Raw genomic sequence first — 21,805 nt, 5'->3', positions numbered from 1 at the left:
CGTAAGACTGTCGTCATGCGCATCCTCGTAGTGGACGACGACAGGGCCGTCCGTGAATCACTCAGGCGATCCCTTGAGTTCAACGGGTACCAGGTGGAACTGGCCGGGGACGGCGCACAGGCCTTGGAAGCGATCATCGCCAACAGACCCGACGCGATGGTCCTCGACGTCATGATGCCGCGGCTCGACGGCCTCGAGGTCGCCCGGCGGCTGCGGAGTACCGGAGACGACCTTCCGATTCTCGTCCTCACCGCGCGGGACACCGTTTCCGACCGGGTGTCCGGCCTCGACGCCGGCGCGGACGACTACCTGCCGAAGCCCTTCGCGCTCGAAGAGCTTCTCGCGCGCCTTCGCGCGCTTCTGCGCCGGGCGATCCCGGATCCGCAGGCCGGACAGAACGCCGAGGCCCTCTCGTTCGCGGACCTCACCTTGGACCCGGGGACGCGTGAGGTGCGCCGGGCTGGGCGGGAGATCAGTCTCACGAGGACCGAATTCGCCCTGCTGGAGCTGTTCCTCTCCTACCCGAAGCACGTTCTGACCCGCAGCCGGATCCTGGAGGAAGTGTGGGGATACGACTTCCCGACGTCGGGCAACGCGCTGGAGGTCTACGTCGGTTATTTGCGCCGAAAGACCGAGGCTGGGAGCGAACCGAGGCTGATCCACACGGTGCGGGGAGTGGGCTACGTCCTGAGGGAAACCCCGCCGTGACGGAGCCGGTCCCGGTCGTCGACGTGTCCGAAAAGGATCCACGCGGCGACCGCTGGGGCACGCGGCGCTTCTCGCTCCGCGGCCGGGTGACGCTGCTCGCGGCCGCTTCGGTGGCGGGTGCGGTGGCGCTGGTGTCGCTCGGCGCGTACCTCGTCGTGCGCGACAACCTCTACCAGCAGGTGGACGACAACCTGCTCGCCCGCGCGCAGGCCGCGGTCGATTCGCCGCAGGTGCAGACCGAACTGCAGCAGGTGCCCGGCGCCTTCCTCGCCAGCGCGGACCTGCAGATCGGGCAGCTGACGGTCGGGGAGAAGGTCCGGCTGACCTATCCGCAGTCCGGGAGCCGCCCGCCGTACGGCGAGGACGAGATCGCGGTCGCCTCCGGGGACAAGGCCTTCTCCCTGCGCACCGACCCGAGGACCGACAGCCGCGTCGTCGCCCTCCCGCAGGGGGACGGCCAGGCGATGGTGCTCGCCCAGTCGCTCGGGCCGACGAAGCGCACCCTGAACGAGCTTTCGGTGGTCCTGTTCCTGATCGGCGGCGCCGGGATCCTGGTCGCCGCGGCCGCGGGAACGGCCGTCGCGAGAGCGGGCCTGCGGCCGGTCGACAGACTCACGTCGGCGGCGGAACGCGTCGCCACCACGGGTGATCTGCGGCCGATCCCGGTCAGCGGCGACGACGAACTCGCCCGCCTCACCCAGAGTTTCAACACGATGCTGGGCACGGTCGCCGAATCGCAGGAGCGGCAACGGCAACTCGTCGCCGACGCCGGCCACGAACTCCGCACCCCGCTGACGTCGCTCCGCACCAACCTGGAGCTGCTCCTGTCCGCGAGCAGGCCCGGCGCGCGGACGCTGTCCGACGAGGACCGCAGCGACATCGAGGCCGACATCCGCGGCCAGCTCGACGAGCTGACCCAGCTGATCGGCGACCTCGTCGAACTGGCGCGCCAGGACGAGCCGCGGATCGAGCACGAGCGGGTCGAGATGGTCGACGTCGTCGAGCGCGCGCTGGACAGGGCACGCCGCCGCGCGGGCGAGATCGAGTTCGACGTCTCGCTCCAGCCATGGGTGCTGACCGGCGACACGAGCGCGCTGGAGCGCGCGGTGCTGAACCTGCTGGACAACGCGGTGAAGTTCTCGCCGGAAGGATCGACGGTCGGGGTCCGGCTGTACCCGGTCGGCGACGGCACCGCGGTGCTCGAAGTCGAGGACTCGGGGCCGGGGATCGCCGACGAGGACCTGCCGAAGGTGTTCGACCGCTTCTACCGCTCGTCGGAGGCGCGGACGCTGCCCGGTTCCGGGCTCGGGCTGGCCATCGTCCAGCACGCGGCGCAGCGGCACGGCGGCGACGTCTACGCGGGGCGCGCGTCCACCGGTGGCGCTCTGATGACCTTGCGGCTCCCGGGAGCCCCGGCCTGACGGGTGATTACGCTGACGGGTGATGAGCACCGAGAACGCGCCTGAGATGCCGCCCCGCCGTCTGCTGTGGACACTGCTGGTGGCCGCGGTGCTGCTGGCCGCCGACCAGCTGACCAAATGGTGGGCCGTCGACGCCCTCACCGGCCACGCGCCGATCCCGGTGATCGGCGACTTCATCCGGTTCCGGCTGCTCTACAACCCGGGCGCGGCGTTCTCGCTGGGCGCGAACTCCACCTGGATCTTCGCGATCCTGGCCGCGGCCGCGGTGGTCGCGTTGCTGTGGATCTCCCGCAAGGTCCGCTCGGCGGGCTGGGCGATCTCGCTCGGGCTGCTGCTCGGTGGCGCGACGACGCATCTGGGCGACCGTTTGTTCCGCGAGCCCGGTTTCGCGCGTGGCCACGTCGTCGACTTCATCGACTACAACGGCTGGTTCGTCGGGAACGTCGCCGACATCGCGCTGTTCTTCGGCGCCGTCTCGCTCTTCGTGCTGAGTTTCCGCGGCGTCCCGATCGAAGGCGTCAAGGAATAACGAGACAGAACTCGTTCCCTTCCGGATCGGCGAGTACGACCAGTCCGTCTTCGGGACGCGCGAGTACGCGCGCCCAAGGCGACGAGCCGTTCGACGTCGTCTCCCGTCAGGTCCAGATGCACCCGGTTCTTGGCGACCTTGGGTTCGGGAACCTGATTGAAGAAGAGCCGCGGTCCCGACGCTGCTTCGACCAGTACCGAAGGATCGTCTTCGGGGCCCGAAACCCCCAGTGAACGAAGGCGATCAAGCTCTTCTTCGTCATAGGGTGCGACTTCGTAGCCGTCGAGCGCGGTCGCCCGGAAACGGGCGAGCGAAGCCGGATGACGGCAGGCGGCTCCTCGTCGCGCCATGTTTGATCGTGTAGGATTTTGTGTAGTTGATCCAAGGAGGCTTTCGTGCTCGCGCGGCAACGGCAGGCGGTGATCCTCGAGGAGGCGCGCCGGACCGGGGCGGTCCGGGTCAGCGATCTCGTCGCGAGGCTCGGCGTCTCCGATATGACGGTGCGCCGCGACCTCGACGTGCTCGCCGGCCGCGGACTGGTCGAGAAGGTCTACGGCGGCGCCACCTCCGTCGCCGGCAAGAGCACCGACGAGCCCGGATTCGAGGCCAAGTCCGTGCGCCAGCGCGCGCAGAAGGAGGCCATCGCCGCCCTCGCCGCCGGGCTGGTCCGGCCGGGCACCGCGATCGGCATCTCCGCGGGCACCACCACGTGGACGCTGGCCAGGGCGCTCGACGAGATCCCGGGCCTGACGATCGTCACGAACTCCATCCAGGTCGCCGACGTGCTGCGCGGCGTGAACCGGCCGGATCGCACGGTGGTCCTCACCGGCGGCGTCCGCACCCCGTCGGACGCGCTGGTCGGTCCGGTCGCCGTGCAGAGCCTGCGGTCGCTGCACCTGGACGTCGTCTTCCTCGGCGTGCACGGGATGGCCGAGGGCCCGGGGTTCACGACGCCGAATCTCACCGAGTCCGAGACCGACCGCGCGCTGGTCGAAGCGGGCCGCAAGCTGGTCGTGCTGGCCGACCACACCAAATGGGGCATCGTCGGCATCTCCACGATCGCCGGGCTCGAAGAGGCCGACGTCGTCGTCTCGGACGACGGTTTGCCCGACAAGGCAAGGGAAACGCTCACCGAGCAGGCGGGTGAGCTGATGATCGCCGAAACGGCGGAGACGGCTGAGGCCGAAGAAGCGTGAAACGCCCGGCCGGGAGACGCGAACAGGCTGCGCGCCACCCGCTGCCGGGGCCATACTCATGTCCGATGCACAGCTTTGGCTCAGGAACTTCTCAGGACCATCCCGCAAGGTGAAGACATGACCGAGAACGACCCCAGTGGCCAGGACGCCGAGAAGGCGCGGCCCGCCGGCGCTCAGCCGGACGCGGAGCCGAGCGCGAGCTGGGCGGCCCAGCCCGCGCCGCAGCAGCCTGACGCGACCGGCCTCGGCGGCCATGCCACTCCGCACACCGGAGCGCAGCAGGCCTACACCCCGGAACAGCAGCAGTACAACCCGTGGTCTCCCCAGGCGCAGTCTCAGGAACACCAGACGCAGGGTCACTACGCCCAGGGACACCAGGTGCCGGGCCAGCAGACGCCGTTCACCCAGCAGGGTCCGTCGGTGTACGCGGTCCCGCAGCAGCGGCAGGCGCAGAAGTCCACGTCGGGCAAGCTGCTCGCCGGTGTCGCGGCGATCGCGCTGGTCGTCGGCGGCGTCGCGGGAGGCACGGTCGGCTACCTGACCGGTGACGCGTCCGGCGGCTCTTCCGTGAACGCGCTCGACGCGCCGAAGCCCGCCCAGCAGACGGGCAATCTGCCCGCCGGTTCGGTCGAAGCGGTGGCACAGAAGCTTTCGCCGAGCGTGGTCGAGCTCCAGGTGTCGGGGCGCTCGGGCGCGGGCGAGGGTTCCGGTTTCGTGCTCAGTACCGACGGTTACGTGCTGACCAACAACCACGTCGTCGAGGTCGCCGCCGGTGGCGGGCAGATCCAGGCGGTGTTCCAGGACGGCAAGAAGGGCACGGCGACCGTCGTCGGCCGTGACCCCACGACGGATATCGCCGTGGTGAAGGTCAGCGGTGTCAGCGGCCTGACCCCGGTGGAACTCGGCCGCTCCGACGACCTGCGCGTCGGGCAGCCGGTGGTCGCCATCGGTTCGCCGTTCGAACTGACGGGCACGGTCACCTCGGGCATCGTCAGCGCGCTGAACCGGCCGGTGAGCGCCGGCGGCAACGGCGACCAGACCACGGTGATGTCGGCGGTGCAGACCGACGCGGCGATCAACCCCGGTAACTCCGGTGGTCCGCTCGCGAACATGGCGGGCCAGGTCATCGGCATCAACTCGGCGATCTACAGCCCGAAGTCCGCGCAGGGCCAGGGCGGCGAGAGCGGCGGCAACGTCGGCATCGGCTTCGCGATCCCGATCGACCAGGCGCGCCGCACGGCCGACGACATCATCAACACCGGCCAGGCGACGCAGACCTTCATCGGCGCGCGAGTGCAGACGGCGCCGACCGGCGGAGCGCAGCTCGGTGAGATCTCGCCGGGCAGCCCGGCGGAGAAGGCGGGCCTCAAATCCGGTGACGTCGTGACGAAGCTGGACGACCGGCCGATCCCCAACGCGGACGCGCTCGTCGCCGAGATCCGCACCCGGGCGCCGAACGACAAGGTGAAGTTCACGCTCAGCGGGGACAAGGTCATCGAGGTGACCCTCGGCGGGCAGCCCGTTACCCCGAACTAGCCCATCCAGAGACGCTCGGCCGCAGTGCGCGGCCGAGACCAGCTCCGGCTCGAACCCCCAGCGGGCCGGACCCGAAGAGGCCACGCGCGACCGGCTGCCAATCCCGGTCGCGCGTGGCCCTTTTCTAGGGAGAAGAAGAGCGAACGTGTCAGGTTCGTGGGCGGGGCCGGCGGTGGGCCGAAGCCGCCCTTCGCCGCGTCCGATGCAGCGAAAGAAGCCTTCGACTGAGGCAGGTGCGTGGCCAGCTGAGCCTCCGACGAGCGCAGGAGGCCTTCGTGACATGGTTCCGGACTGGCCATGGGAGCCGATCGTGGCCCGAGTGTCCACAAAGGACACTTTCGCGTGATGAAATGTCTGGTTTATGGCTAGATGTGCGATTCTTGATGGGGGGTCGTGAGTGGCAATGACGGTTAGAACGCTCATTGCCACTCACGACCCCCGCGCAAAGTGATCAAAATGGACACTGTTACCCGACTGGAGTCCCTTGTGGACGATCAAGAGCACGCCAGGCTCCGGGCGGCCTACTTCGCCACTGACTCGATCACGCCACCTTTGACTTTCGACCCGATATCACGCCTTCCGCCGGACCAGCGCGGCCACGAGTACGCCGAGCCAGACGACCGCCAGGGTGACGAGCAGACCGGTGACGGTGTCGGCGTCATGCAGGCCCGGGTTCCGAGCGCCACCGAAAGGACGCCACAGCAATGGGAACGCGAGCGACGTCAGCACACCGGTGAGCACCGCGCCCGTCTTGACCGGGGTCTTCCAGCGTTCCGGGAGGAACCTGCTCAGCGCGAATCCCACGGCCCCGACCAGCGGCGCGATCAGCAGATCGTGCGCCAGGGGACCGCCGACGAGCCACCCGAGTGTCCCGAAGACGGCCGGGCGCAGCGGGAACGCGTACTCGGCGAACAGCACGGCGCCCCACGCGAGCGCGGCGAGGCCGGGCAAGAACAGCAGCAACCGCAACGTCTTCACAGCGTCTCCAAGCGGGTGACCCATTTCGTCTGCAGGACACCGGGCCGGTTCGGGGCGATGATCCGGCACGGGAAGCCGTGGTCGGCGTCGAGCACTTCACCGTTGAGTTCCAGTGCCAGCAGGGTGAGTTCGTCCGCGGTGTGCTCGCCGGGGAGATCGCTGATCCCGTACGGCCCCGCCTTCTCCAGGGAGAACACGCGGACCGGCGTGCCCGGTGTGCTTCCGGCGTGCCGCAGCAGTTCCGGCAGCGAGACCCCGCTCCAGTGCGCGGACTCACTCCATCCCTCGACGCACGCGATCGGCAGCTCGGCCGAAGTCCTCGGGAGGGCTCGGAGCTGTTCCAGCGAATAGGTCTTCGTGCCGTTCGGGGTCACCACAGAAAGCCGCCAGCCGGGGTCGTTCGCCGTGTCCAGGACGCCTGCCGCCGCGGCGGTCCGGTTCACCGGCAGCCCTTGTGGCCCCTTACCGCTGCGCCACGAGAGGCCGGAAACGTTGCGCAGCAACGGAACCGTCGCCCCGGCCGTCGCCACGACGGCGACCCCCGCAGCCAGCCAGGTCGTGCGGAGGAAGGCTCGTCGCGACGGTTCGGGCTTCGTCGTGAGCGAGCGGCGGATGATGGGGAGCTTCACCGCGATGTGCACCAGGATCGAGCCGATCGCCACCCACGCCACCGCGTAGTGCAGCTGCGGGAAGTAGAACGTCCAGGGATAGTTCTGCGCGACGTTGAACAGGCCGGTGGCGAGCTCGAAGAAGGCGGCCGCGGAAAGCACGAGGATCGACAGGCGTTCGAGCGCGTGCGGCAGCGACCGGATCACCGGCCGCTCGAACAGTTTCGGGTAGACGCTCCAGAGTTTGGCCAGCAGCAAGGGAATCGACGCGATACCGGAGAGCACGTGCGTGCCCTGCGTGACCCGGTACAGCCAGACCGGGCGGCTCGGCCAGCCGAACCACGACGGCGGATGCTGGACGAGATGGCTGAGCAGGCCGGTGACGAAGCACAGCGTGAACGTGACGGCGAGCGCGAGCCCGATCCGCGACGTCACCCGTTCCGAAGGTGTGTTCATGCTTTCTCCAGGCAGGCGAACCAGCGATGGCCGTGGCTGGTGGACCACGCGACGCGGAACGCCGTGCGGGCGGCGAGGTCCGCGATCGCCTCGACGCCGACCCACGCCCAGGTGAACCAGGCGCCGTTGTCGGGACGGAGGCGGACTCGGTCCTGGCGAAGGCCGCGGCCGGGTGGGTCGAGTTCGACGAGTACCGTCCCGCCGTCGGTGATCAGTTCCGCCATCCGCGCGAGCAGGCGGTGCGGGTCGCCGCCGATGCCGATGTTCCCGTCGGCGAGCAGGACATGCCGCCAGCGCCCTTCGCCGGGGAGCCGGTCGAACACGTCCCGGTGGAGCGCGGCGGCGCCACGGGCGTGGGTGAGCCGCACGGCGGTGGCCGAGATGTCGACGCCGAGCGAGGCGACGCCGCGTTCGGTCAGCGCGGCGGTGAGCCTGCCGGGCCCGCAGCCGACGTCGAGGGTCGGGCCGTCACAGGCGTCGAGGAGAACGTCGTCGCCTTCGCAGGGGATGGCGGTCCAGCGGTCGACCGGCAGATCGACGCGTTCGCCGGTCGCCAGTTCCAGCCAGCAGCGGTGGCCGAGCAGGCCGCGGTCGAAGGCGGTCACCGGACTTCGGCCACCGCTCGGGCGAACCGGCCGTGCGGAGCCGCCGCCGCGACCCGGCGCGCGTCCGCGAAAGTGTCTACATCGGACAGTGTGGGCAGGGCGCCGGGGCGGAGGCCGATGCCGGCCAGTGCGCGCAGGGTCTGACGTCCGGTGTCGTCACGCGACATCGGCACCCCGGCGAGAGCCTTGGCGTGCGAAGGATCCTTGAGCCCGAGCGCCCACCAGCCGCCGTCCTCGGCGGGCCCGAGGACGGAATCTCCGGGCCGGTCCGCGGCTTCGGCCAGGAGCGCCGGGGTGACCTGCGGGGTGTCCATCCCGATCTGCAGCACCGGTTCCCCGGCGCGGGGCGCGTCGGCGTGGGCGTTGACGAGCCGCAGGTCGAAACCTTCCCCGCGTTGGGCGATCACCTCCGTTTTCCGGAGTATCGCGGCGATCTCCGTGCCGCGGGCGGCCTTGCCGAGTTCGCCGGTCATGGCGACGACCACGCGTGCGTCCGGCGTTCGGAGGGCGGCGTCGAGGGTGTCGAGCAGTGAGGCGGCCGCGATCTCGGCGGCCTGCTCCGGCGTCGCGGGCGGGCACAGCCGCGTCTTCGCGAAACCGGGCACGGGCGCCTTGGCGACGATCAACAGGCAGAAGGTCATCGGCTCAGCACCCGCCCGAAATCCCGCGCGGCACGGAACGTTCCCCGCAGCGAGCCGGAGACCTTCGACTTCGTGCCCTTGGCACGTTCGCCGTAGGACACGTCGAACTCGGCGACCCGCCATCCCGCGCGCCTCGCCTTGATCAGCAGTTCGAGCGGGTAACCGAAGGCGCGATCGGTGACGCCGAGATCGAGGAGCGCCTGCCGCCGGACGGCTCGTAGCGGCGCGATGTCGCGGACCGGCAATCCCTTGTATCGCAAGAGCGACGAGATCACGGCGTTGCCCGCTCTCGCGTGCCACGGCCAGACACCGGGACCGCTGGGCATCCGCCGCCCGACCGTCAGCTCGGCGTCGGCGAGGCCGCCGACCAGCATCGGCAGTTCCGCGAGGTCGAGGGAACCGTCGGCGTCGGCGAAACAGACGACGTCCGCCGTGGCCGCCTCCAGCCCGGTGTGCACAGCGGCGCCGTAACCGCGCCGGGGTTCGTGGACGACCTTCGCCCCGAGCCCGGCCGCGATTCCGGCGGAACCGTCCGTGGAACCGTTGTCGACCACGATCGCCCGATACCGCTCGGGCAGGGCCGCCAGCACGCCGGGAAGGGCACCGGCCTCGTCGAGACACGGGAGCACGACGTCAACCTGGTCATCGTTCACGCAACGCACGTTAAGTCCGGGATGGAGGGATCAGAACCCTTGTGCTGCTTACCGAATTCTGACGTCGGCGAAGTTCTTACCGAGTTCTGACGGACCGCGGCACCGGGCCGTCGGAGGCCGAAAACGCGGTTATGGTGCCGGTGATGTCCACAGTCACCGCCCCTTCCCGCACCGGCCGCCGGGCCGATCTGATCGCCGTGGGGCTGGCGATGCTCGTGGTCGCCGCCGCCATCGCGGTCGGTCTCCACTACAACCGTCCCGGTTCCGGCGTGGTGATCTACGCCTTCGCGCCGCCGTTGTTCGGGCTGTGGCTGCCGCATGTGGGTCCGGGTTCGGTGGCCGCGGTCGTGCTCGCGCTCCTGGTCGTCACCAAAGGTCCCTTGCTCGCCGCCCGGCTGCGGTGGCGTCCGCTGCTCGCGCTCGGCTACGTGACCGCGCTGGCGTGGACGTTCTCGCTGGCGATGATCGACGGGTGGACGCGCGGGTTCACCGGCAGGCTCACCACGGAACACGAGTACCTGCACGAGGTCCCGGGGATCACCGACATCCCGAAGATGCTGGACGAGTTCTCCTCGCGCATCCTGGATTTCCAGCCGGATTCGTGGACGACGCACGTCTCCGGGCATCCGCCGGGCGCCACGCTGGTCTTCGTCTGGCTCGACCGGCTCGGTCTGCAGGGCGGCGCGTGGGCCTCGACGGTCGTCGTGCTGGTCGGCTGTCTCGCGGTGGTCGCGGTGCCGGTGACGCTCTCCGCGCTGGGCAGGCAGGACGCCGCGAGGACCGTCCTGCCGTTCGCCGTCCTGACGCCGGGCGCGATCTGGATCGGCGTGTCCGCGGACGGTCTCTTCGCGGGTGTCACGGCGACCGGGATCGCGCTCCTGGCGCTCGCCACGCGACGGCGGATCCTCGCGCTCCCCGGCGGTCTGCTGCTCGGGTTCGGGCTCTTCCTCTCCTACGGTCTCGTGCTGCTCGGCCTGATCGTGCTCGCCGTCGTCGTGCTGACCCGCGAGTGGCGGATCCTGCTTCTCGCCACGGCGGGGGTCGCCGCGGTCGTCGTGGCGTTCGCGCTGGCCGGGTTCTGGTGGATCGACGGCTATCACCTGGTGGTCGAGCGCTACTACCAGGGAATCGCGACGCTGCGTCCGTACTCCTACTGGGTGTGGGCGGATATCGCGGCGGTGCTGATCGCGCTCGGCCCGGCCGTGATCGCCGGGACGCGGCGGGCGGGCGCGGAGTTCCTCGCCGAGCCGAAACGGTCGTTCCGCGAGCCGGTCACGCTGATCGTGGCGGCCGCGGCGCTGGCGATCGCTTTCGCCGACCTGTCCGGCCTGTCGAAGGCGGAGGTCGAACGCATCTGGCTACCGTTCGCGGTGTGGCTGCTGCCCGCGGTGGCGCTGCTGCCGCCGAAGGGACGGCGGTGGTGGCTCGCCGCGTCGGCGGCCACGGCGCTGGTGGTGAACCATCTGGTGCTGACGAGCTGGTGAGTACCTGTTGGCGGAGCTGCGACGAATCCGGAAAGGTGACAATACGCGTGAACCCGCCCGGCCGAAGGCCCCGCTACCGCGGTGGCAGGGCGCCCTTGCAACCCGACGTGAGTCGCTCGACCGGGCAGCGTCCTGCCGACGTCGATCGCGGCCGCGGGTTCACTGACAGACGATGAGGTGGGCTGCATGACAGAGCAAGGACGGGTGCTCGTCGTCGACGACGACGAGACCGTGCGGGACGTCGTCCGGCGATACCTGGAGGTCGCGGGCTTCGAAGTCGACGTCGCCGGGGACGGCACCGAGGGGCTCCGGCTGTTCTCCGCGACCGGGCCGGATCTCGTGGTCCTCGACGTCATGATGCCCGGGCTCAACGGGCTGGAGGTCTGCCGCCGCCTGCGGCAGGTGAGCCAGGTGCCGGTCGTGATGCTGACCGCGCTCGGCGAGGAGGAGAACCGGATCGCCGGGCTCCAGCTCGGCGCCGACGACTACGTCACGAAACCGTTCAGCCCCAAGGAACTCGCGTTGCGCGTGGCGTCGGTCCTGCGACGGGCACGGATGCCGCGGCCCGAACCGGCGGCGCGCGTGATCACCGACGGCGACCTCGCGTTGCAGATGACCGCGCGGCAGGCGGCCCTCGGTGGCGTGGAACTTCCCCTGACGAGCCGGGAATTCGATCTGCTCGCGTTCTTCCTCACCCATCCCGGCGTGGCGTTCTCCCGCGCCGATCTGCTGGAGAAGGTCTGGGGCTGGGACTTCGGCGATCAGTCCACCGTGACCGTCCACGTGAGACGGTTGCGGGAGAAGATCGAGAAGAACCCGGCGAAACCCGTCCGTGTCGCCACCGTGTGGGGCGTCGGCTACCGGTACGACCCGGTGCGGCGATGATCGGCTCCGGTGAGTCGTTCGGCGAGATGCTGGCGCACGCCTGGCATATCCTGCCGTTCGCGCTGATGTTCGCGCTGCCGGTGATGCTGCTCGGCGGGCTGGCGCTGTACCTGCTCCGGCGCGGCTCGCTGGCCAGCACGATGACGATCCTCGTGCTGATCCCGGTGCTCGCGACGCTGATCGCCGTGCTCGGGATCAGCGGGTTCATGTTCACCCCCGCGCTGACCACGATGACGCTGGTCTGTGTGCTGGTCGCGCTGGTGACCGTGCCGGCGGCGCTCGTGCTCGGCCGCGCGATCGCGCGCCGCAGCGTATGGGAGCGGGAGGCGCGGGAACGGGAGCGCGCGGCCGAGGCGTCGCGGCGCGAACTGGTCGCGTGGATCAGCCACGACCTGCGGAGCCCGCTGGCCGGGATCCAGGCGATGGCCGAGGCCGTCGCGGACGGCGTCGTCGCCGACCCGATCGAGGTCACCGGCTACGCGCGGCGGATCAGCGGTGAGACCACGCGGCTGTCCGGCATGGTCGGCGACCTGTTCGAACTGTCGCGGATCACCGCGGGCGCGCTGCGGCTGACCATGGCCGCCGTGCCGTTGCGTGACGTCGTGAGCGACGCCGTCGCCGCGCAAGCGCCGCTCGCCGAGCAGAAACGCGTGCGGATGATCGAATACGCCGAAGTGTGGCCGGTCGTCTCCGGCAGCGACCCGGAACTGGCGCGGATCGTGCGCAACCTCGTGTCCAACGCCGTACGGCACACGCCGCCGGACGGGACGGTCGCGGTCCAGATCGGCATCGACGGCGGCGAGGCGCTGCTCGCGGTCTCCGACGGCTGCGGCGGGATCCCCGAGGACGAGATCGGCCGGGTCTTCGACGTCGCGTTCCGCGGGACGACGGCGCGCACCCCCGAGCGCGGTGGGCTGGCGAGTGGCGGCGGGCTCGGGCTCGCGATCGCGAAAGGCCTCGTCGAAGCCCATCGCGGTCGCATCGGCGTCCGGAACGACGGCCCCGGCTGCCGGTTCGAGGTCCGGCTTCCGCTCGCCATGCCCTGACCGTGTCAGCGGCGTGTCACCGCGGTGTCAGCGCGGGAGGCGATCGTTGCCGCCATGACGACTTCAGCGAAGCGATTCTTCCGACGGGCCGGGATCACCGCGGTGGCGGCCGCACTGCTGGCCGGGGTGACACCCGGTGTGGCCGCCGCGGACAAAGGACGGGACCGGCCGGATCTGCGGGCGATGGCCGAGCAGATCGCCGCCTCCGGTTTCGCCGGGACACAGCTGCGGGTGCACGACGCGCGGGGCGACTGGACCGGCAGCGCCGGGGTGCGTGAGCTGGGCTCGGCCGCCAAGCCGCCGACGAACGGGCGGTTCCGGATCGGCAGCAACACCAAGACCTTCGTGTCCACGGTCGTCCTGCAGCTGGTGGGGGAGGGCAAAGTGGGCCTGGACGCGCCGGTGGCCGGGTACCTGCCCGAGTTCGGCCTCGACCGGCGGATCACGGTGCGGATGCTGTTGCAGCACACCAGCGGCCTGTTCGACTACACCGGCGCGATGCTGCCCGACGGCACGATCGTGCCGGGAATCCCCTTGACCGGTAAGGAGTTCCTGGACAACCGGTTCCACACCTACCGGCCGGAGGAACTGGTGCGCTTCGGGCTGTCCAAGCCGCCGCTGTTCGCGCCGGGCACGGACTGGACCTACACGAACATCAACTACGTCCTGGCCGGCCTGGTGATCGAGAAGGTCTCCGGCCGCCCCTACGGCGACGAAATCCAGCGGCGGATCCTGCGGCCGCTCGGACTGCGGGACACCGTGGTGCCCGGTACCTGGCCGGGCATCCCCGGGCCGCACGCGCACGGCTACTACCGCTACGAGGAGAAGCCCGGGCAGTGGAAGACGGTCGACATCACGAACCAGAACCCGTCGTGGGCGTCCAGCGCCGGTGAGCTGATCTCGACCACGAAGGACCTCCACACGTTCTTCTCCGCGCTGCTGGGCGGAAAGCTCCTGCCGGCCCCGCTGCTCGCCGAGATGCGCAAACCGCACCCGAAGGGCGGCTACGGCCTGGGCGTGTACGTCCAGGAAGCGAGCTGCGGCACCGTCCTCAAGGGCATGGGCGGCTTCCACGGTTACGGGACGGTGATGGCCAGTACCCCCGACGGCAGCAGGACCTTCGAGCTCTCCATGACCTACGGCGACTCGGACGCCGATCTGGGGCAGGCCTACAACAAGGCGGACCGGCTGCTCACCGACAAGGTGCTCTGCGGCAAGTAGGTCAGAGCCGCAGGAACCCCATGTCCGGGAAGTGGGCCGGCGCGATGATCGCGCCGGTCTCTTCCGCTTCCGCGAGGAACCGCTGCCGGGTGCGGAGCGCGAGTTCCGGGTCGACGTCGCCGAGGAAACCCACGCGCGTGTCCGTCAGCTGCGCGGGCGTGTGCAGGACGTCGCCGAGCAGCAGCAGGCGCTCGTCGTCCGCGGTGATGTCGAGGACGTAGTGGCCGGGCGTGTGACCGGGGGCGTGCCGCGCCACGATCCCGGGGGCGATCTCGACGACGTCGCCGCTGATCGCCTCGGTCAGCCCCGCGCCGCGAGCGGTCTCCATACCGACACGGCTCCATTCGCCCGTCCCGGCGGGCGCGATCAAGGCGTCCCAGTCGAGTTGGCCGAAGACGACCTGAGCGCCGGGGAAGGTCAGGTCGCCTTCGGGGGCGATCCAGCCGATGTGGTCGTTGTGCAGGTGGGTGAGGAAGACGGTGTCGATCTCGTCGACCGGGCAGCCCGCCTTGTCCAGCGCGGCAGCGAGGTCGCCGCCGGTGCCCATCGGCGGGGTGGGGTCGCCCTTGGCGGGCGTCATCCCCGGCGGGAAGGCGAACTCGCGCGGGCCGAGGCCGGTGTCGACGAGGATCGTGCGGCCGTTGCCGCGGATCAGGTACGCGCCGGTCGGGACGTGCACGGTGCCGTCCTCGTCGAAGACGTCCGGGTGGGCTTCGGGGTCGAGACCCGGGAAGAACGCGAGCGGCAGCCTGATCAGACCGTCCCCGATCGCTTCGATCTCGATGTCTCCGACGGTGATGCCCACCAAAACCCCCAAAAAAGTCGATTCCGTTGCCGGGAACGACAACCCAGCGGGGGCCGGGTCTGTTCCCGGTTTCAGAGACCGACCGGTTCCCGCAGCTCAGCGGTGGCGAACCCGGCGATGCCTTCGGCGAAACCGGTTCGCGCGGTGAAGCCGAGCAGCTGCCGGGCGCGGGCGGGGTCGGCGACGACGTGCCGGACGTCGGCGGGCCGGGCACCCCCGGCGATCTTCGGCGCCGGTCCGCCGCAGGCCTTCGCGAGTTCCTCGGCGAGTTCGCCGACGGAGTGGGGTTGCCCGGAACAGATGTTCAACGGGGTCAGGTCACCTTCGGGCCCGTCGGTGCCCAGCGCCAGGACGTTCGCCCTCGCCACGTCGTGGACGTGCACGAAGTCGCGCTGCTGTTTCCCGTCCTCCAGCACGATCGGCGCCTCACCGCGCAGGAGTGAGGACCGGAACAGCGACGCGACGCCCGCGTACGGGGTGTTCTGCGGCATCCGCGGCCCGTAGACGTTGTGGTAGCGCAGGGCCCAGACCGTTCCGCCGGTCTGCCGGGCCCACGCGGCCGCCAGATGTTCCTGCGCGAGCTTGGTGGCCGCGTAGGTGCTTCGCGGCCGTAGGGGCGCGTCCTCGGGAACCAGCCGCCAGTCGAGTTCGGCGCCGCAAGCCGCGCACGCGGGCTCGAAGCAGCCGGCGTCCACATCGGACTGTTTCCGCGGCGACGGCGGCACGATCCCATGGATGGGGCATTCGTAGCGGCCTTCGCCGTAGACGACCATCGACGAGGCGAGCACCAGCTTCCGGACTCCGGCCTGGTGCATCGCGGCGAGCAGGACCGCGGTCCCGTAGTCGTTGTTCAACGCGTACGACGGCGCGTCGGACGGATCGACGCCGTGTCCGACGACGGCCGCCTGATGACAGACCGCGTCGACGCCGTCCAGCAGCCCGGCCACCAGGTCCGTGTCGGTGACGTCGCCACGCAGGAACCGGTGGCGGCCAGTGTACCCCGGCGGGTGCCACGAACCGTGCGCGGTGCTCAGGAGGTTGTCGAGGATCACGACCTCGTCACCTCGATCGGACAGCAGATCGGCGATGTGGGAGCCGATGAACCCGGCCCCGCCGGTTACCAGTGTTCGCACCGTTCCGACGCTAAGGGCGATCCCCGGCGGCGGCGCCGGATCGCGGGCTCACGTCAGGGAATCGTCACAACTACGCGGCACCGCTCAAGCGAAGATCAGCCGAAACCGGATACGGTGTGACCATGGAACGGAGCGCACAACGGCTGGGCCGCGCACTGGTGGTCATCGTGGACGATCGGGTCGCCCACGGCGAACACGAGGACAACACGGGACCGCTGGTCACGGAGCTGCTCGAAGAGGCCGGGTTCATCGTCGACGGCGTCGTGGTGGTCGAGGCCGAGACGGCCGCGATCCGCAACGCGCTCAACACCGCCGTGATCGGCGGTGCCGACCTGGTGATCACCGTCGGCGGCACCGGGGTCTCCCCGCGCGACCGCACTCCCGACGCGACGGCCGGTGTGCTCGACCGCCCGATCCCGGGCATCGGCGAAGCGCTCCGCGCGTCCGGCCTCGCCGCCGGCGCGGTGGACGCGGGCATCTCCCGCGGGCTCGTCGGGGTCTCCGGCAGCACGCTGGTGGTCAACCTCGCGGGTTCACGCGCGGCGGTCCGCGACGGCATGGCGACGCTCTCGTCGCTGGTGCCGTACGTGATCGACGAGCTGTCCGGGCTCGAAGAGGCCTAGTTCTTCGGGGCGGGTCCGGGTTCGGTCCCGGGCTCGCCCTTCTTGTCCTGGTGCAGCACCCCTTCCACTTTTTCGGTGACTTGGCCGATCTTGTCCTCGAACCGGCCACCGGTGACCTTGTTCGCCCCGGCCGACGCGGCCGAGACACCCTTGGCCGCGACGTCGCCCGCCTTCTCGGCCAGCGGCCCGGCCTTCTCGCGGACCTCGCCCGCGACCTCTTCCGCCTTGTGGATGGCCTGCGCGGCCAGCCCCTTCGCTTTGTCGACGATGCTCATGCGCTGATGGTCCCACCGGCGGGCGGCCCCCGCGACCGGTGCGAAAATGGACGTCATGCCAGGTGAAGACGAAGACAAGCGCCGCTGGGCGGCGGAGAAACGGCGGGTCGACGAGATCTTCGGCGCCGTCCTGCCGGACACGACCTCCGACGAGCGAGAGCCGGGGCAGCGCTCCCCGGACTCCGACTCGTGGTTCCTGGAGAACCGGCCGCCTCATCACGACCGGTGATCCGGCTCAGCTCGCGCGGTTCTGCTGCGCGCGCAGCAGGTCGCGGATCTCGGTGAGCAGCTCGACATCGGTCGGCTCCGAGGGGCCCGCCTCTTCACCGCGCTTGCGCCGCTCCTGGAGGTGCTTGACCGGCAGCACGATCACGAAGTACACGACGGCCGCCACGATCACGAAGTTGATCGCCGCGTTGATCACGCCGCCGAAGTCCATGAACGTCGAGTCGTTCGCGCTCAGGATGTTGAACCCCAGCCCCTTGGCGGCGTCCGAACCGCCGATGGCGTTGATCAGCGGTTTGATCAGGCCGTTCGTGAAGGCCGTGACGATCGCCGTGAACGCGGCGCCGATGACCACCGCGACCGCCAGGTCGACGACGTTCCCGCGCATCAGGAAGTCCTTGAAGCCCTTGATCAAGACGCTCTCCTCTTTCACCTGGGACGGTTCGCCGACCGTCCCATCTCCATACCGGGGGGACGCAGGCGCCCGCCGCCACAGGGCAGGCGCGAGCTAGCGGAGGGTAACCGTTATGGAACGTTCCAGCGAGCTGGCCGCGACTCGTGTCGCGATCGCGGACGGCAGGGAAAGCAGCACCAAAGGTCCCTTGCTCCCGGCACCGGAGGTCTTCGGGTCGCGGGTGCCCTGATCGCCCACCGCCGCCACGACGGCCGCGCTGGCCAGCACAGAAGCCTCATGCCCGGCTTCGGCGGCCGCGACGACGTCGACCCGGTGGCCAGGCCTGAGCAGCTCCGTGACCCCGGCGTCGGCGAGCCGCACCGGGACAGTTGAATTCTCGGGATCACCCGATTCGGGGATACCCGCGTCCAGCAGGCGGACGTCCGTCAGCGGTTCACCCGCCCGCGCCGCACCGACGAGCATCCGTCCCTCCACCGAGGACGGCAGGCCGGTGGCGCCCTGTGGACGGACTTCGTCCGGGAGGTCGACGAGTTTGACGTCTTCGGCACGCAGCAGCGAACCTGCCGGGAGGTCGCGGGCGGAGACGACGGTCGCGGTGCCGGGCGTGCCGCGGGCGGACGCGGGCAGGAACAGCGCGATCAGGCCGCCGAGCAGCAGGGACAGGGCGAGCCAGCGGCGGAGCAGCCGGGCGGGCCTGCCGTGGAGTCTTCGCAGGACGGGCAGATGGTGGAGCACGGGATTCCCCCTCGTCGATCGGTGATGATCTCGACGCTAGGGGCGGGCGCGCTGCCCTGGAAAGTACGAAAACCCCCGGCTGTGGATAACCGGGGGCCTGTGGACAACTCGGGACGTCAGGAAGCGGCGGCGGCCGTTTTCGTCGTACCCGTGGAGGAGGATGCGGCGCTCTTGGTCTCGGTCTTCGACTCCGACTTGGTCTCGGTCTTGGCCGGGGCCGAGGTGGTGCTGGCCTTCGAGTCACGCGAGTCGGTGCGGTAGAAACCGCTGCCCTTGAAGACCACGCCGACCGAGCTGAAGACCTTGCGAAGCGGGCCCGAGCACTGCGGGCACACGGTCAAGCTCGCGTCGGAGAACGACTGCACGGCCTCGAAAGCGTGGTCACATTCCTTGCAGGCGTATTGGTAGGTGGGCACTGCTGCTCCTTCGTGCATTGGCACTCAGCCGACAAGAGTGCTAACGCCACACGGTACCGGGGCATTCCGACGCAGGTCAAACAAGGTTTCCCAAGGTCACATGACGACCTGGTCACGCTGTTCGTTCCGCACCTGGTCCGCGCCGGTGTGCGGTGACCCGGTCGACCGGGGCGAGTCGATCTTGACCGGCGTGGGATGTGGTGGCGCGCGATCGGATGCGGTGAGATGACCTCATGACGTCACAGGATGGGCAGGGGGAAGCGGCGGAACTGGGGCAGCTGAAAGAAGCCATGCATCCGCTGCCCGTGATCGAGCAGGCGAAGGGCATGTTCATGGTGTTGCGCACCTGGGGCCTGACGAAGCCTTCGAGGCGCTCGTGAGCATCTCGCAGCACACGAACGTGAAACTGCACGACGTGGCGGCGGTGGTGGTCGCCGCGGGGAGCGGCAGCGGGGTGTCCGGGGTTGATCCGCTCGTGTACGCACGCGTTCTCGAAGAGGTTCGGCCGTTCTTCGGCGGACTGGCTGAAGACAGTGCGTAGGGCAGGCCAACGGCGGTCACCCGCGCCGCGCCGGGAGCGGTCTACGATCCGGCCGTGACGTGGACCGACCGCGTGGACCGGTGGACGCGGACACACCCGATCGTTCTGGACGTCCTCTTCGCCGTGGCCGTCGCGGCACTGCTGGGGCCGCCGTCGCTCGGCATCCTCCTGGTGGCGGACTCCCCGGCCTGGGTGCTGTGGGTGGCGGGTCTTTGCGCATTCACGGTGCTCGTCAGCGTCGCGTTGCGGCGGTTCGCCACCGTGGCCGCGTTCATCGCCGCCGGACTCGCGATGGCGGTGACCGTCGCGCTGCCGAACACGGAGGTCCGGCCCGCGCCGCTGGGGCTGGCGAGCGCGAGCGACAGCATGGAGATCCCGCTGTTCTTCCTCCCGACGTCGGCGGCCTACCTGGTGCTCCTGTACGCCGTCGCCGCGCGCCGGCCGCGGCGCGAGAGCCTGCTCGCCCTCGGGATCAGCGTGCTCGGAGCGTTGTTGTGCACCGCTCGCACGGCGACGGCCTATGGCGCGCTCCCCGCGGGGTGGCTCACGCTGCTGCTGGCCGTTCTCGCGCTGGTCGCGGCGGTGGCGGGCACCTGGGCCGTGGGATGTTTCCGGTTCGACCGGCGGCGCCGCCTCGCCGACGAGGCCGCGGAAGCCGCCGAGCGCGCCGCGGCCGGCGAACGACAGCGCATCGCCCGCGACATGCACGACATCGTCGCCCATTCACTGGCGGTCATCGTGCGTCAGGCCGAAGGCGGCTCCGCCATCGCCTCCAAGTCACCGGACCGCGCGGCGCAGGCGCTTTCCGTCATCGCCGGGACCGCCCGCGAGGCACTGGCCGACATGCGGGACACGCTGCGGGTGTTGCGGGAGACCGAGCCGCGGCCCTCGCTCGCCGGAATCCCTGCCTTGGTGGAGCGTGTCCGCGCGACGGGCGTCGTTGTCCGGCTGGCCGAACAGGGGCGGCCCGACGCGCTGACGGCGAGCGCGGCCATGGCGGCGTACCGGCTCGTCCAGGAGGGCTTGACCAACAGCGTCAAGCACGCGGGTCCGCGCACGGCTGTCACCGTCACGATCACGCACACCCCTCATACGTCGGTGTTCGTCGTCGAGGACGACGGAGCCGGTGCCGGCGAGCGGCCGTCGCTCCCCGGCACGGGCGCCGGACTGAGCGGTGTCCGGGAACGCGTGCGAGCCGCGGGCGGTACGTTCGAGGCCGGTCCGGTCGACGGCGGTTTCAGGGTGCGCGCGGAGTTCCGCGTCGGCGAACAGGGAGTTTCGAGATGACGATCGACGTCGCGCTGGTCGACGACCAGGAACTGGTCCGGACCGGCTTGGCCATGGTCGTCGACGCGACCGACGACATCCGGATCGTCGTCCAGGCCGCCGACGGGGTGGAAGCTGTCGCGAAGCTCTCCGAGACGCGGGTCGACGTCGTCCTGATGGACGTCCAAATGCCGCGTATGGACGGGGTCGAGGCCACTCGCTTGGTCGCCGCCCGCGAGAACGCGCCCAAGGTGATTCTGCTGACGACGTTCGACCTGGACGAGTACGCCATCGCCGGCCTGCGCGCCGGCGCGAGCGGGTTCCTGCTCAAGGACGCGTCGGCAGGTGAAGTGCTGCATGCCATCCGCGCCGTCCATGCCGGGGATGCCGTGATCGCGCGCTCCACGACCCGCCGCATGCTGGACCAGCTCGCGGTCGCACGCGAGACTTCTCCATTGCTGAAGCGGCTCACCGCGCGCGAACGCGACGTGTTGCTGGAGATCGCGCAGGGGTACTCCAACGCCGAGACCGCCCAGCGGCTCTTCCTCTCCGAAGCCACGGTGAAAACGCACGTCGGTCATCTCCTCGCCAAGCTCGGGGTCCGTGACCGGGTGCAGGCGGTGATCTTCGCGTACGAGAACGGGCTCGTGCGTCCGAGCTGAGCCGGGACTGCCCTGTTCGCCGTCTGCAGGGATTCCGGCTGTGATTGATCCTTCATGTACTCGGGCGGGCGACAAGAACACCGGTTCCGAGTCGGTCAGGTCTCGTGAGTGGTGAGGACGGTTAGAACCGTCCTCACCACTCACGAGCCCAGGGGTCAGCCGCAGTGTTCCGACGGGCTGTTTGTACGACGTCCGCCCGATCTCATCATTTCGGTGGAGAGGCCGACGACCTCAGGCCGAGGATTCCCGTCGAGCGGGCGAGCAGCCTGGTGCGCATGACGACAATCGACACGACCACCACTCGCGTCCGGTGGCGCGACCCTGCCACCTGGGGCGGGATTCTCGCGCTGTGCGGTGGCCTCTTCCACACCGTGGTCGCCGCCACGATGCGCCAGGAAGTCTGGGCGCGGATCTTCGGCGAAGGATTCTTCAACACGGTCACGCTGGAGCCTTCACCCGACCGGCTTCCCATGGCCGAGGCGTTCTGGTTCGGCCCGGGCAGTTTCGGGGTGCCGTTGCTTCTGCTCGGCGCGCTGGTGCTCCGGCAGACCCGGCGCGGCGATCGCGTGCCCGGCTGGCTGGGCTCGGGCGTTGTCGCGTGGGCGGTCCTGCTCGGACTGCTGGGTGGTTTCGACGGCGGAACGCTCATCCTGCTGCTCATCGGCGCTCTGTTCCTGGCAGGCGCCTGGTTCGGGAAGAACCCGCACGGCCGCGGTCGTGGAATCATGAACTAATGACGGAA

27 protein-coding genes and 1 pseudogene are annotated in these 21,805 nt (G+C 70.0%); 16 read left to right on the top strand and 12 right to left on the bottom strand.

All coding sequences use genetic code 11. The features are described 5' to 3' along the window. Nucleotides 1-15: 15 nt before the first annotated feature. The 3 genes from AC069I_RS13710 to lspA are packed head-to-tail and all read left to right on the top strand — an operon-like array spanning nucleotide 16 to nucleotide 2,658. Nucleotides 16-708 (top strand): response regulator transcription factor, encoded by a 693-nt coding sequence (locus tag AC069I_RS13710; protein WP_478225405.1) that lies wholly within the window; start codon nucleotides 16-18, stop codon nucleotides 706-708. Beyond that, entirely contained in the window at nucleotides 705-2,129 is a 1,425-nt protein-coding gene (locus AC069I_RS13705) for a HAMP domain-containing sensor histidine kinase (RefSeq protein ID WP_340686904.1), read from the top strand. The genes AC069I_RS13710 and AC069I_RS13705 overlap by 4 nt, the downstream gene beginning before the upstream one ends. Nucleotides 2,130-2,151: 22 nt before the next feature. After that, the gene (gene lspA, locus AC069I_RS13700) at nucleotides 2,152-2,658 is read left to right on the top strand and encodes a signal peptidase II (RefSeq protein ID WP_340686905.1); all 507 of its coding nucleotides are present in this window, start codon (nucleotides 2,152-2,154) and stop codon (nucleotides 2,656-2,658) included. On the opposite strand, the pseudogene AC069I_RS13695 reads toward lspA, so the two are convergent. Continuing rightward, nucleotides 2,648-3,008, bottom strand: a pseudogene (locus AC069I_RS13695) (VOC family protein). The gene lspA and the pseudogene AC069I_RS13695 sit on opposite strands and share 11 nt — an antisense overlap. Nucleotides 3,009-3,053: 45 nt before the next feature. Here AC069I_RS13695 and AC069I_RS13690 point away from each other — a divergent pair. Both AC069I_RS13690 and AC069I_RS13685 read left to right on the top strand, forming a co-directional pair. Further along, nucleotides 3,054-3,854: a DeoR/GlpR family DNA-binding transcription regulator gene (locus AC069I_RS13690; RefSeq protein ID WP_478225406.1), complete on the top strand. Its 801-nt coding sequence runs from the start codon at nucleotides 3,054-3,056 to the stop codon at nucleotides 3,852-3,854. Nucleotides 3,855-3,971: 117 nt separating this feature from the next. Then, complete coding sequence (locus AC069I_RS13685; RefSeq protein ID WP_478225407.1) at nucleotides 3,972-5,390, top strand: S1C family serine protease; 1,419 nt, start codon at nucleotides 3,972-3,974, stop codon at nucleotides 5,388-5,390. A 570-nt stretch (nucleotides 5,391-5,960) separates the two neighbouring features. Here AC069I_RS13685 and AC069I_RS13680 read toward each other — a convergent pair. The 5 genes from AC069I_RS13680 to AC069I_RS13660 are packed head-to-tail and all read right to left on the bottom strand — an operon-like array spanning nucleotide 5,961 to nucleotide 9,331. Next, on the bottom strand, nucleotides 5,961-6,368 hold the full coding sequence (locus AC069I_RS13680) for a hypothetical protein (protein WP_478265541.1): 408 nt from the start codon (nucleotides 6,366-6,368) through the stop codon (nucleotides 5,961-5,963). Then, nucleotides 6,365-7,432 carry a molybdopterin-dependent oxidoreductase gene (locus AC069I_RS13675; RefSeq protein ID WP_478265540.1) on the bottom strand — a complete coding sequence of 356 codons (1,068 nt, stop codon included), beginning with the start codon at nucleotides 7,430-7,432 and terminating at the stop codon, nucleotides 6,365-6,367. Before AC069I_RS13675 ends, AC069I_RS13680 begins: the two co-directional genes overlap by 4 nt. Continuing rightward, the gene (locus AC069I_RS13670) at nucleotides 7,429-8,037 is read right to left on the bottom strand and encodes a methyltransferase domain-containing protein (RefSeq protein ID WP_478225410.1); all 609 of its coding nucleotides are present in this window, start codon (nucleotides 8,035-8,037) and stop codon (nucleotides 7,429-7,431) included. The genes AC069I_RS13675 and AC069I_RS13670 overlap by 4 nt, the downstream gene beginning before the upstream one ends. Further along, the gene (locus AC069I_RS13665; RefSeq protein ID WP_478265539.1) at nucleotides 8,034-8,678 is read right to left on the bottom strand and encodes a TIGR04282 family arsenosugar biosynthesis glycosyltransferase; all 645 of its coding nucleotides are present in this window, start codon (nucleotides 8,676-8,678) and stop codon (nucleotides 8,034-8,036) included. The genes AC069I_RS13670 and AC069I_RS13665 overlap by 4 nt, the downstream gene beginning before the upstream one ends. Next, nucleotides 8,675-9,331, bottom strand: coding sequence for a glycosyltransferase family 2 protein (locus tag AC069I_RS13660; RefSeq protein WP_478225412.1), 657 nt, complete (start codon nucleotides 9,329-9,331; stop codon nucleotides 8,675-8,677). The genes AC069I_RS13665 and AC069I_RS13660 overlap by 4 nt, the downstream gene beginning before the upstream one ends. Nucleotides 9,332-9,462: 131 nt before the next feature. On the opposite strand from AC069I_RS13660, the gene AC069I_RS13655 reads away from it, so the two are divergent. From AC069I_RS13655 to AC069I_RS13640, 4 genes are all read left to right on the top strand, one after another. After that, complete coding sequence (locus tag AC069I_RS13655; protein WP_478225413.1) at nucleotides 9,463-10,815, top strand: hypothetical protein; 1,353 nt, start codon at nucleotides 9,463-9,465, stop codon at nucleotides 10,813-10,815. Between the two features lie 186 nt (nucleotides 10,816-11,001). Next, complete coding sequence (locus tag AC069I_RS13650; RefSeq protein ID WP_478225414.1) at nucleotides 11,002-11,700, top strand: response regulator transcription factor; 699 nt, start codon at nucleotides 11,002-11,004, stop codon at nucleotides 11,698-11,700. After that, a complete protein-coding gene (locus AC069I_RS13645) occupies nucleotides 11,697-12,746 on the top strand; it encodes a sensor histidine kinase (protein WP_340686916.1) in 1,050 nt (349 codons plus the stop codon). Before AC069I_RS13650 ends, AC069I_RS13645 begins: the two co-directional genes overlap by 4 nt. A 54-nt stretch (nucleotides 12,747-12,800) precedes the next feature. Then, complete coding sequence (locus tag AC069I_RS13640) at nucleotides 12,801-13,967, top strand: serine hydrolase domain-containing protein (protein ID WP_478225415.1); 1,167 nt, start codon at nucleotides 12,801-12,803, stop codon at nucleotides 13,965-13,967. Nucleotide 13,968: 1 nt separating this feature from the next. On the opposite strand, the gene AC069I_RS13635 is transcribed toward AC069I_RS13640, so the two are convergent. Beyond that, nucleotides 13,969-14,772, bottom strand: coding sequence for an MBL fold metallo-hydrolase (locus tag AC069I_RS13635; protein ID WP_340686918.1), 804 nt, complete (start codon nucleotides 14,770-14,772; stop codon nucleotides 13,969-13,971). A 71-nt stretch (nucleotides 14,773-14,843) separates the two neighbouring features. Beyond that, a complete protein-coding gene (locus tag AC069I_RS13630) occupies nucleotides 14,844-15,905 on the bottom strand; it encodes an NAD-dependent epimerase/dehydratase family protein (RefSeq protein ID WP_478225416.1) in 1,062 nt (353 codons plus the stop codon). Between the two features lie 122 nt (nucleotides 15,906-16,027). Here AC069I_RS13630 and AC069I_RS13625 point away from each other — a divergent pair, with 122 nt between their 5' ends. Next, nucleotides 16,028-16,528 (top strand): MogA/MoaB family molybdenum cofactor biosynthesis protein, encoded by a 501-nt coding sequence (locus tag AC069I_RS13625; RefSeq protein WP_005155592.1) that lies wholly within the window; start codon nucleotides 16,028-16,030, stop codon nucleotides 16,526-16,528. Here AC069I_RS13625 and AC069I_RS13620 read toward each other — a convergent pair. Next, on the bottom strand, nucleotides 16,525-16,803 hold the full coding sequence (locus tag AC069I_RS13620) for an Rv0909 family putative TA system antitoxin (RefSeq protein WP_039921525.1): 279 nt from the start codon (nucleotides 16,801-16,803) through the stop codon (nucleotides 16,525-16,527). The genes AC069I_RS13625 and AC069I_RS13620 overlap by 4 nt on opposite strands. A 55-nt stretch (nucleotides 16,804-16,858) precedes the next feature. Between AC069I_RS13620 and AC069I_RS13615 the strand changes: the two genes are divergently transcribed. Beyond that, nucleotides 16,859-17,032 (top strand): hypothetical protein, encoded by a 174-nt coding sequence (locus AC069I_RS13615; protein WP_478225417.1) that lies wholly within the window; start codon nucleotides 16,859-16,861, stop codon nucleotides 17,030-17,032. A gap of 6 nt (nucleotides 17,033-17,038) precedes the next feature. Here the strand turns inward: AC069I_RS13615 and mscL are convergent, their stop codons facing one another. The 3 genes from mscL to AC069I_RS13600 form a co-directional block, all read right to left on the bottom strand. Beyond that, nucleotides 17,039-17,443, bottom strand: a complete 405-nt coding sequence (gene mscL / locus AC069I_RS13610; RefSeq protein ID WP_478225418.1) for a large-conductance mechanosensitive channel protein MscL — start codon at nucleotides 17,441-17,443, stop codon at nucleotides 17,039-17,041. A 93-nt stretch (nucleotides 17,444-17,536) separates the two neighbouring features. Then, nucleotides 17,537-18,178, bottom strand: coding sequence for an SAF domain-containing protein (locus AC069I_RS13605; protein ID WP_478225419.1), 642 nt, complete (start codon nucleotides 18,176-18,178; stop codon nucleotides 17,537-17,539). Nucleotides 18,179-18,294: 116 nt separating this feature from the next. Further along, on the bottom strand, nucleotides 18,295-18,594 hold the full coding sequence (locus AC069I_RS13600) for an FmdB family zinc ribbon protein (RefSeq protein ID WP_478225420.1): 300 nt from the start codon (nucleotides 18,592-18,594) through the stop codon (nucleotides 18,295-18,297). 233 nt (nucleotides 18,595-18,827) lie between these two features. Between AC069I_RS13600 and AC069I_RS13595 the strand changes: the two genes are divergently transcribed. The 5 genes from AC069I_RS13595 (at nucleotide 18,828) to AC069I_RS13575 (ending at nucleotide 21,797) form a co-directional block, all read left to right on the top strand. Continuing rightward, nucleotides 18,828-18,974, top strand: a complete 147-nt coding sequence (locus tag AC069I_RS13595) for a hypothetical protein (protein WP_478225421.1) — start codon at nucleotides 18,828-18,830, stop codon at nucleotides 18,972-18,974. After that, nucleotides 18,971-19,135 (top strand): hypothetical protein, encoded by a 165-nt coding sequence (locus tag AC069I_RS13590; protein ID WP_478225422.1) that lies wholly within the window; start codon nucleotides 18,971-18,973, stop codon nucleotides 19,133-19,135. Before AC069I_RS13595 ends, AC069I_RS13590 begins: the two co-directional genes overlap by 4 nt. A gap of 54 nt (nucleotides 19,136-19,189) precedes the next feature. Continuing rightward, nucleotides 19,190-20,422 carry a sensor histidine kinase gene (locus AC069I_RS13585; RefSeq protein ID WP_478225423.1) on the top strand — a complete coding sequence of 411 codons (1,233 nt, stop codon included), beginning with the start codon at nucleotides 19,190-19,192 and terminating at the stop codon, nucleotides 20,420-20,422. Beyond that, nucleotides 20,419-21,063, top strand: coding sequence for a response regulator (locus AC069I_RS13580; protein WP_478265538.1), 645 nt, complete (start codon nucleotides 20,419-20,421; stop codon nucleotides 21,061-21,063). The genes AC069I_RS13585 and AC069I_RS13580 overlap by 4 nt, the downstream gene beginning before the upstream one ends. A 275-nt stretch (nucleotides 21,064-21,338) precedes the next feature. Then, the gene (locus AC069I_RS13575) at nucleotides 21,339-21,797 is read left to right on the top strand and encodes a DUF6463 family protein (RefSeq protein ID WP_478225425.1); all 459 of its coding nucleotides are present in this window, start codon (nucleotides 21,339-21,341) and stop codon (nucleotides 21,795-21,797) included. The last annotated feature ends 8 nt before the right edge of the window (nucleotides 21,798-21,805 follow it).

The organism is Amycolatopsis sp. NPDC043885 (assembly GCF_056435685.1).
The sequence above is the reverse complement of the archived record's forward strand: the minus strand, read 5'-3'. Positions and strand labels throughout refer to the sequence as shown.

Excerpts from the sequence above, each read along its gene's own strand:
- AC069I_RS13615 (WP_478225417.1), top strand. The coding sequence starts at position 16,859 with ATGCCAGGTGAAGACGAAGACAAGCGCCGCTGGGCGGCGGAGAAACGG.
- AC069I_RS13580 (WP_478265538.1), top strand. The coding sequence starts at position 20,419 with ATGACGATCGACGTCGCGCTGGTCGACGACCAGGAACTGGTCCGGACC.
- AC069I_RS13655 (WP_478225413.1), top strand. The coding sequence starts at position 9,463 with ATGGTGCCGGTGATGTCCACAGTCACCGCCCCTTCCCGCACCGGCCGC.
- AC069I_RS13675 (WP_478265540.1), bottom strand. The coding sequence starts at position 7,432 with ATGAACACACCTTCGGAACGGGTGACGTCGCGGATCGGGCTCGCGCTC.
- AC069I_RS13575 (WP_478225425.1), top strand. The coding sequence starts at position 21,339 with ATGACGACAATCGACACGACCACCACTCGCGTCCGGTGGCGCGACCCT.
- AC069I_RS13650 (WP_478225414.1), top strand. The coding sequence starts at position 11,002 with ATGACAGAGCAAGGACGGGTGCTCGTCGTCGACGACGACGAGACCGTG.
- lspA (WP_340686905.1), top strand. The coding sequence starts at position 2,152 with ATGAGCACCGAGAACGCGCCTGAGATGCCGCCCCGCCGTCTGCTGTGG.
- AC069I_RS13620 (WP_039921525.1), bottom strand. The coding sequence starts at position 16,803 with ATGAGCATCGTCGACAAAGCGAAGGGGCTGGCCGCGCAGGCCATCCAC.
- AC069I_RS13595 (WP_478225421.1), top strand. The coding sequence starts at position 18,828 with ATGACGTCACAGGATGGGCAGGGGGAAGCGGCGGAACTGGGGCAGCTG.
- AC069I_RS13685 (WP_478225407.1), top strand. The coding sequence starts at position 3,972 with ATGACCGAGAACGACCCCAGTGGCCAGGACGCCGAGAAGGCGCGGCCC.
- AC069I_RS13710 (WP_478225405.1), top strand. The coding sequence starts at position 16 with ATGCGCATCCTCGTAGTGGACGACGACAGGGCCGTCCGTGAATCACTC.
- AC069I_RS13625 (WP_005155592.1), top strand. The coding sequence starts at position 16,028 with ATGGAACGGAGCGCACAACGGCTGGGCCGCGCACTGGTGGTCATCGTG.
- AC069I_RS13645 (WP_340686916.1), top strand. The coding sequence starts at position 11,697 with ATGATCGGCTCCGGTGAGTCGTTCGGCGAGATGCTGGCGCACGCCTGG.
- AC069I_RS13640 (WP_478225415.1), top strand. The coding sequence starts at position 12,801 with ATGACGACTTCAGCGAAGCGATTCTTCCGACGGGCCGGGATCACCGCG.
- AC069I_RS13665 (WP_478265539.1), bottom strand. The coding sequence starts at position 8,678 with ATGACCTTCTGCCTGTTGATCGTCGCCAAGGCGCCCGTGCCCGGTTTC.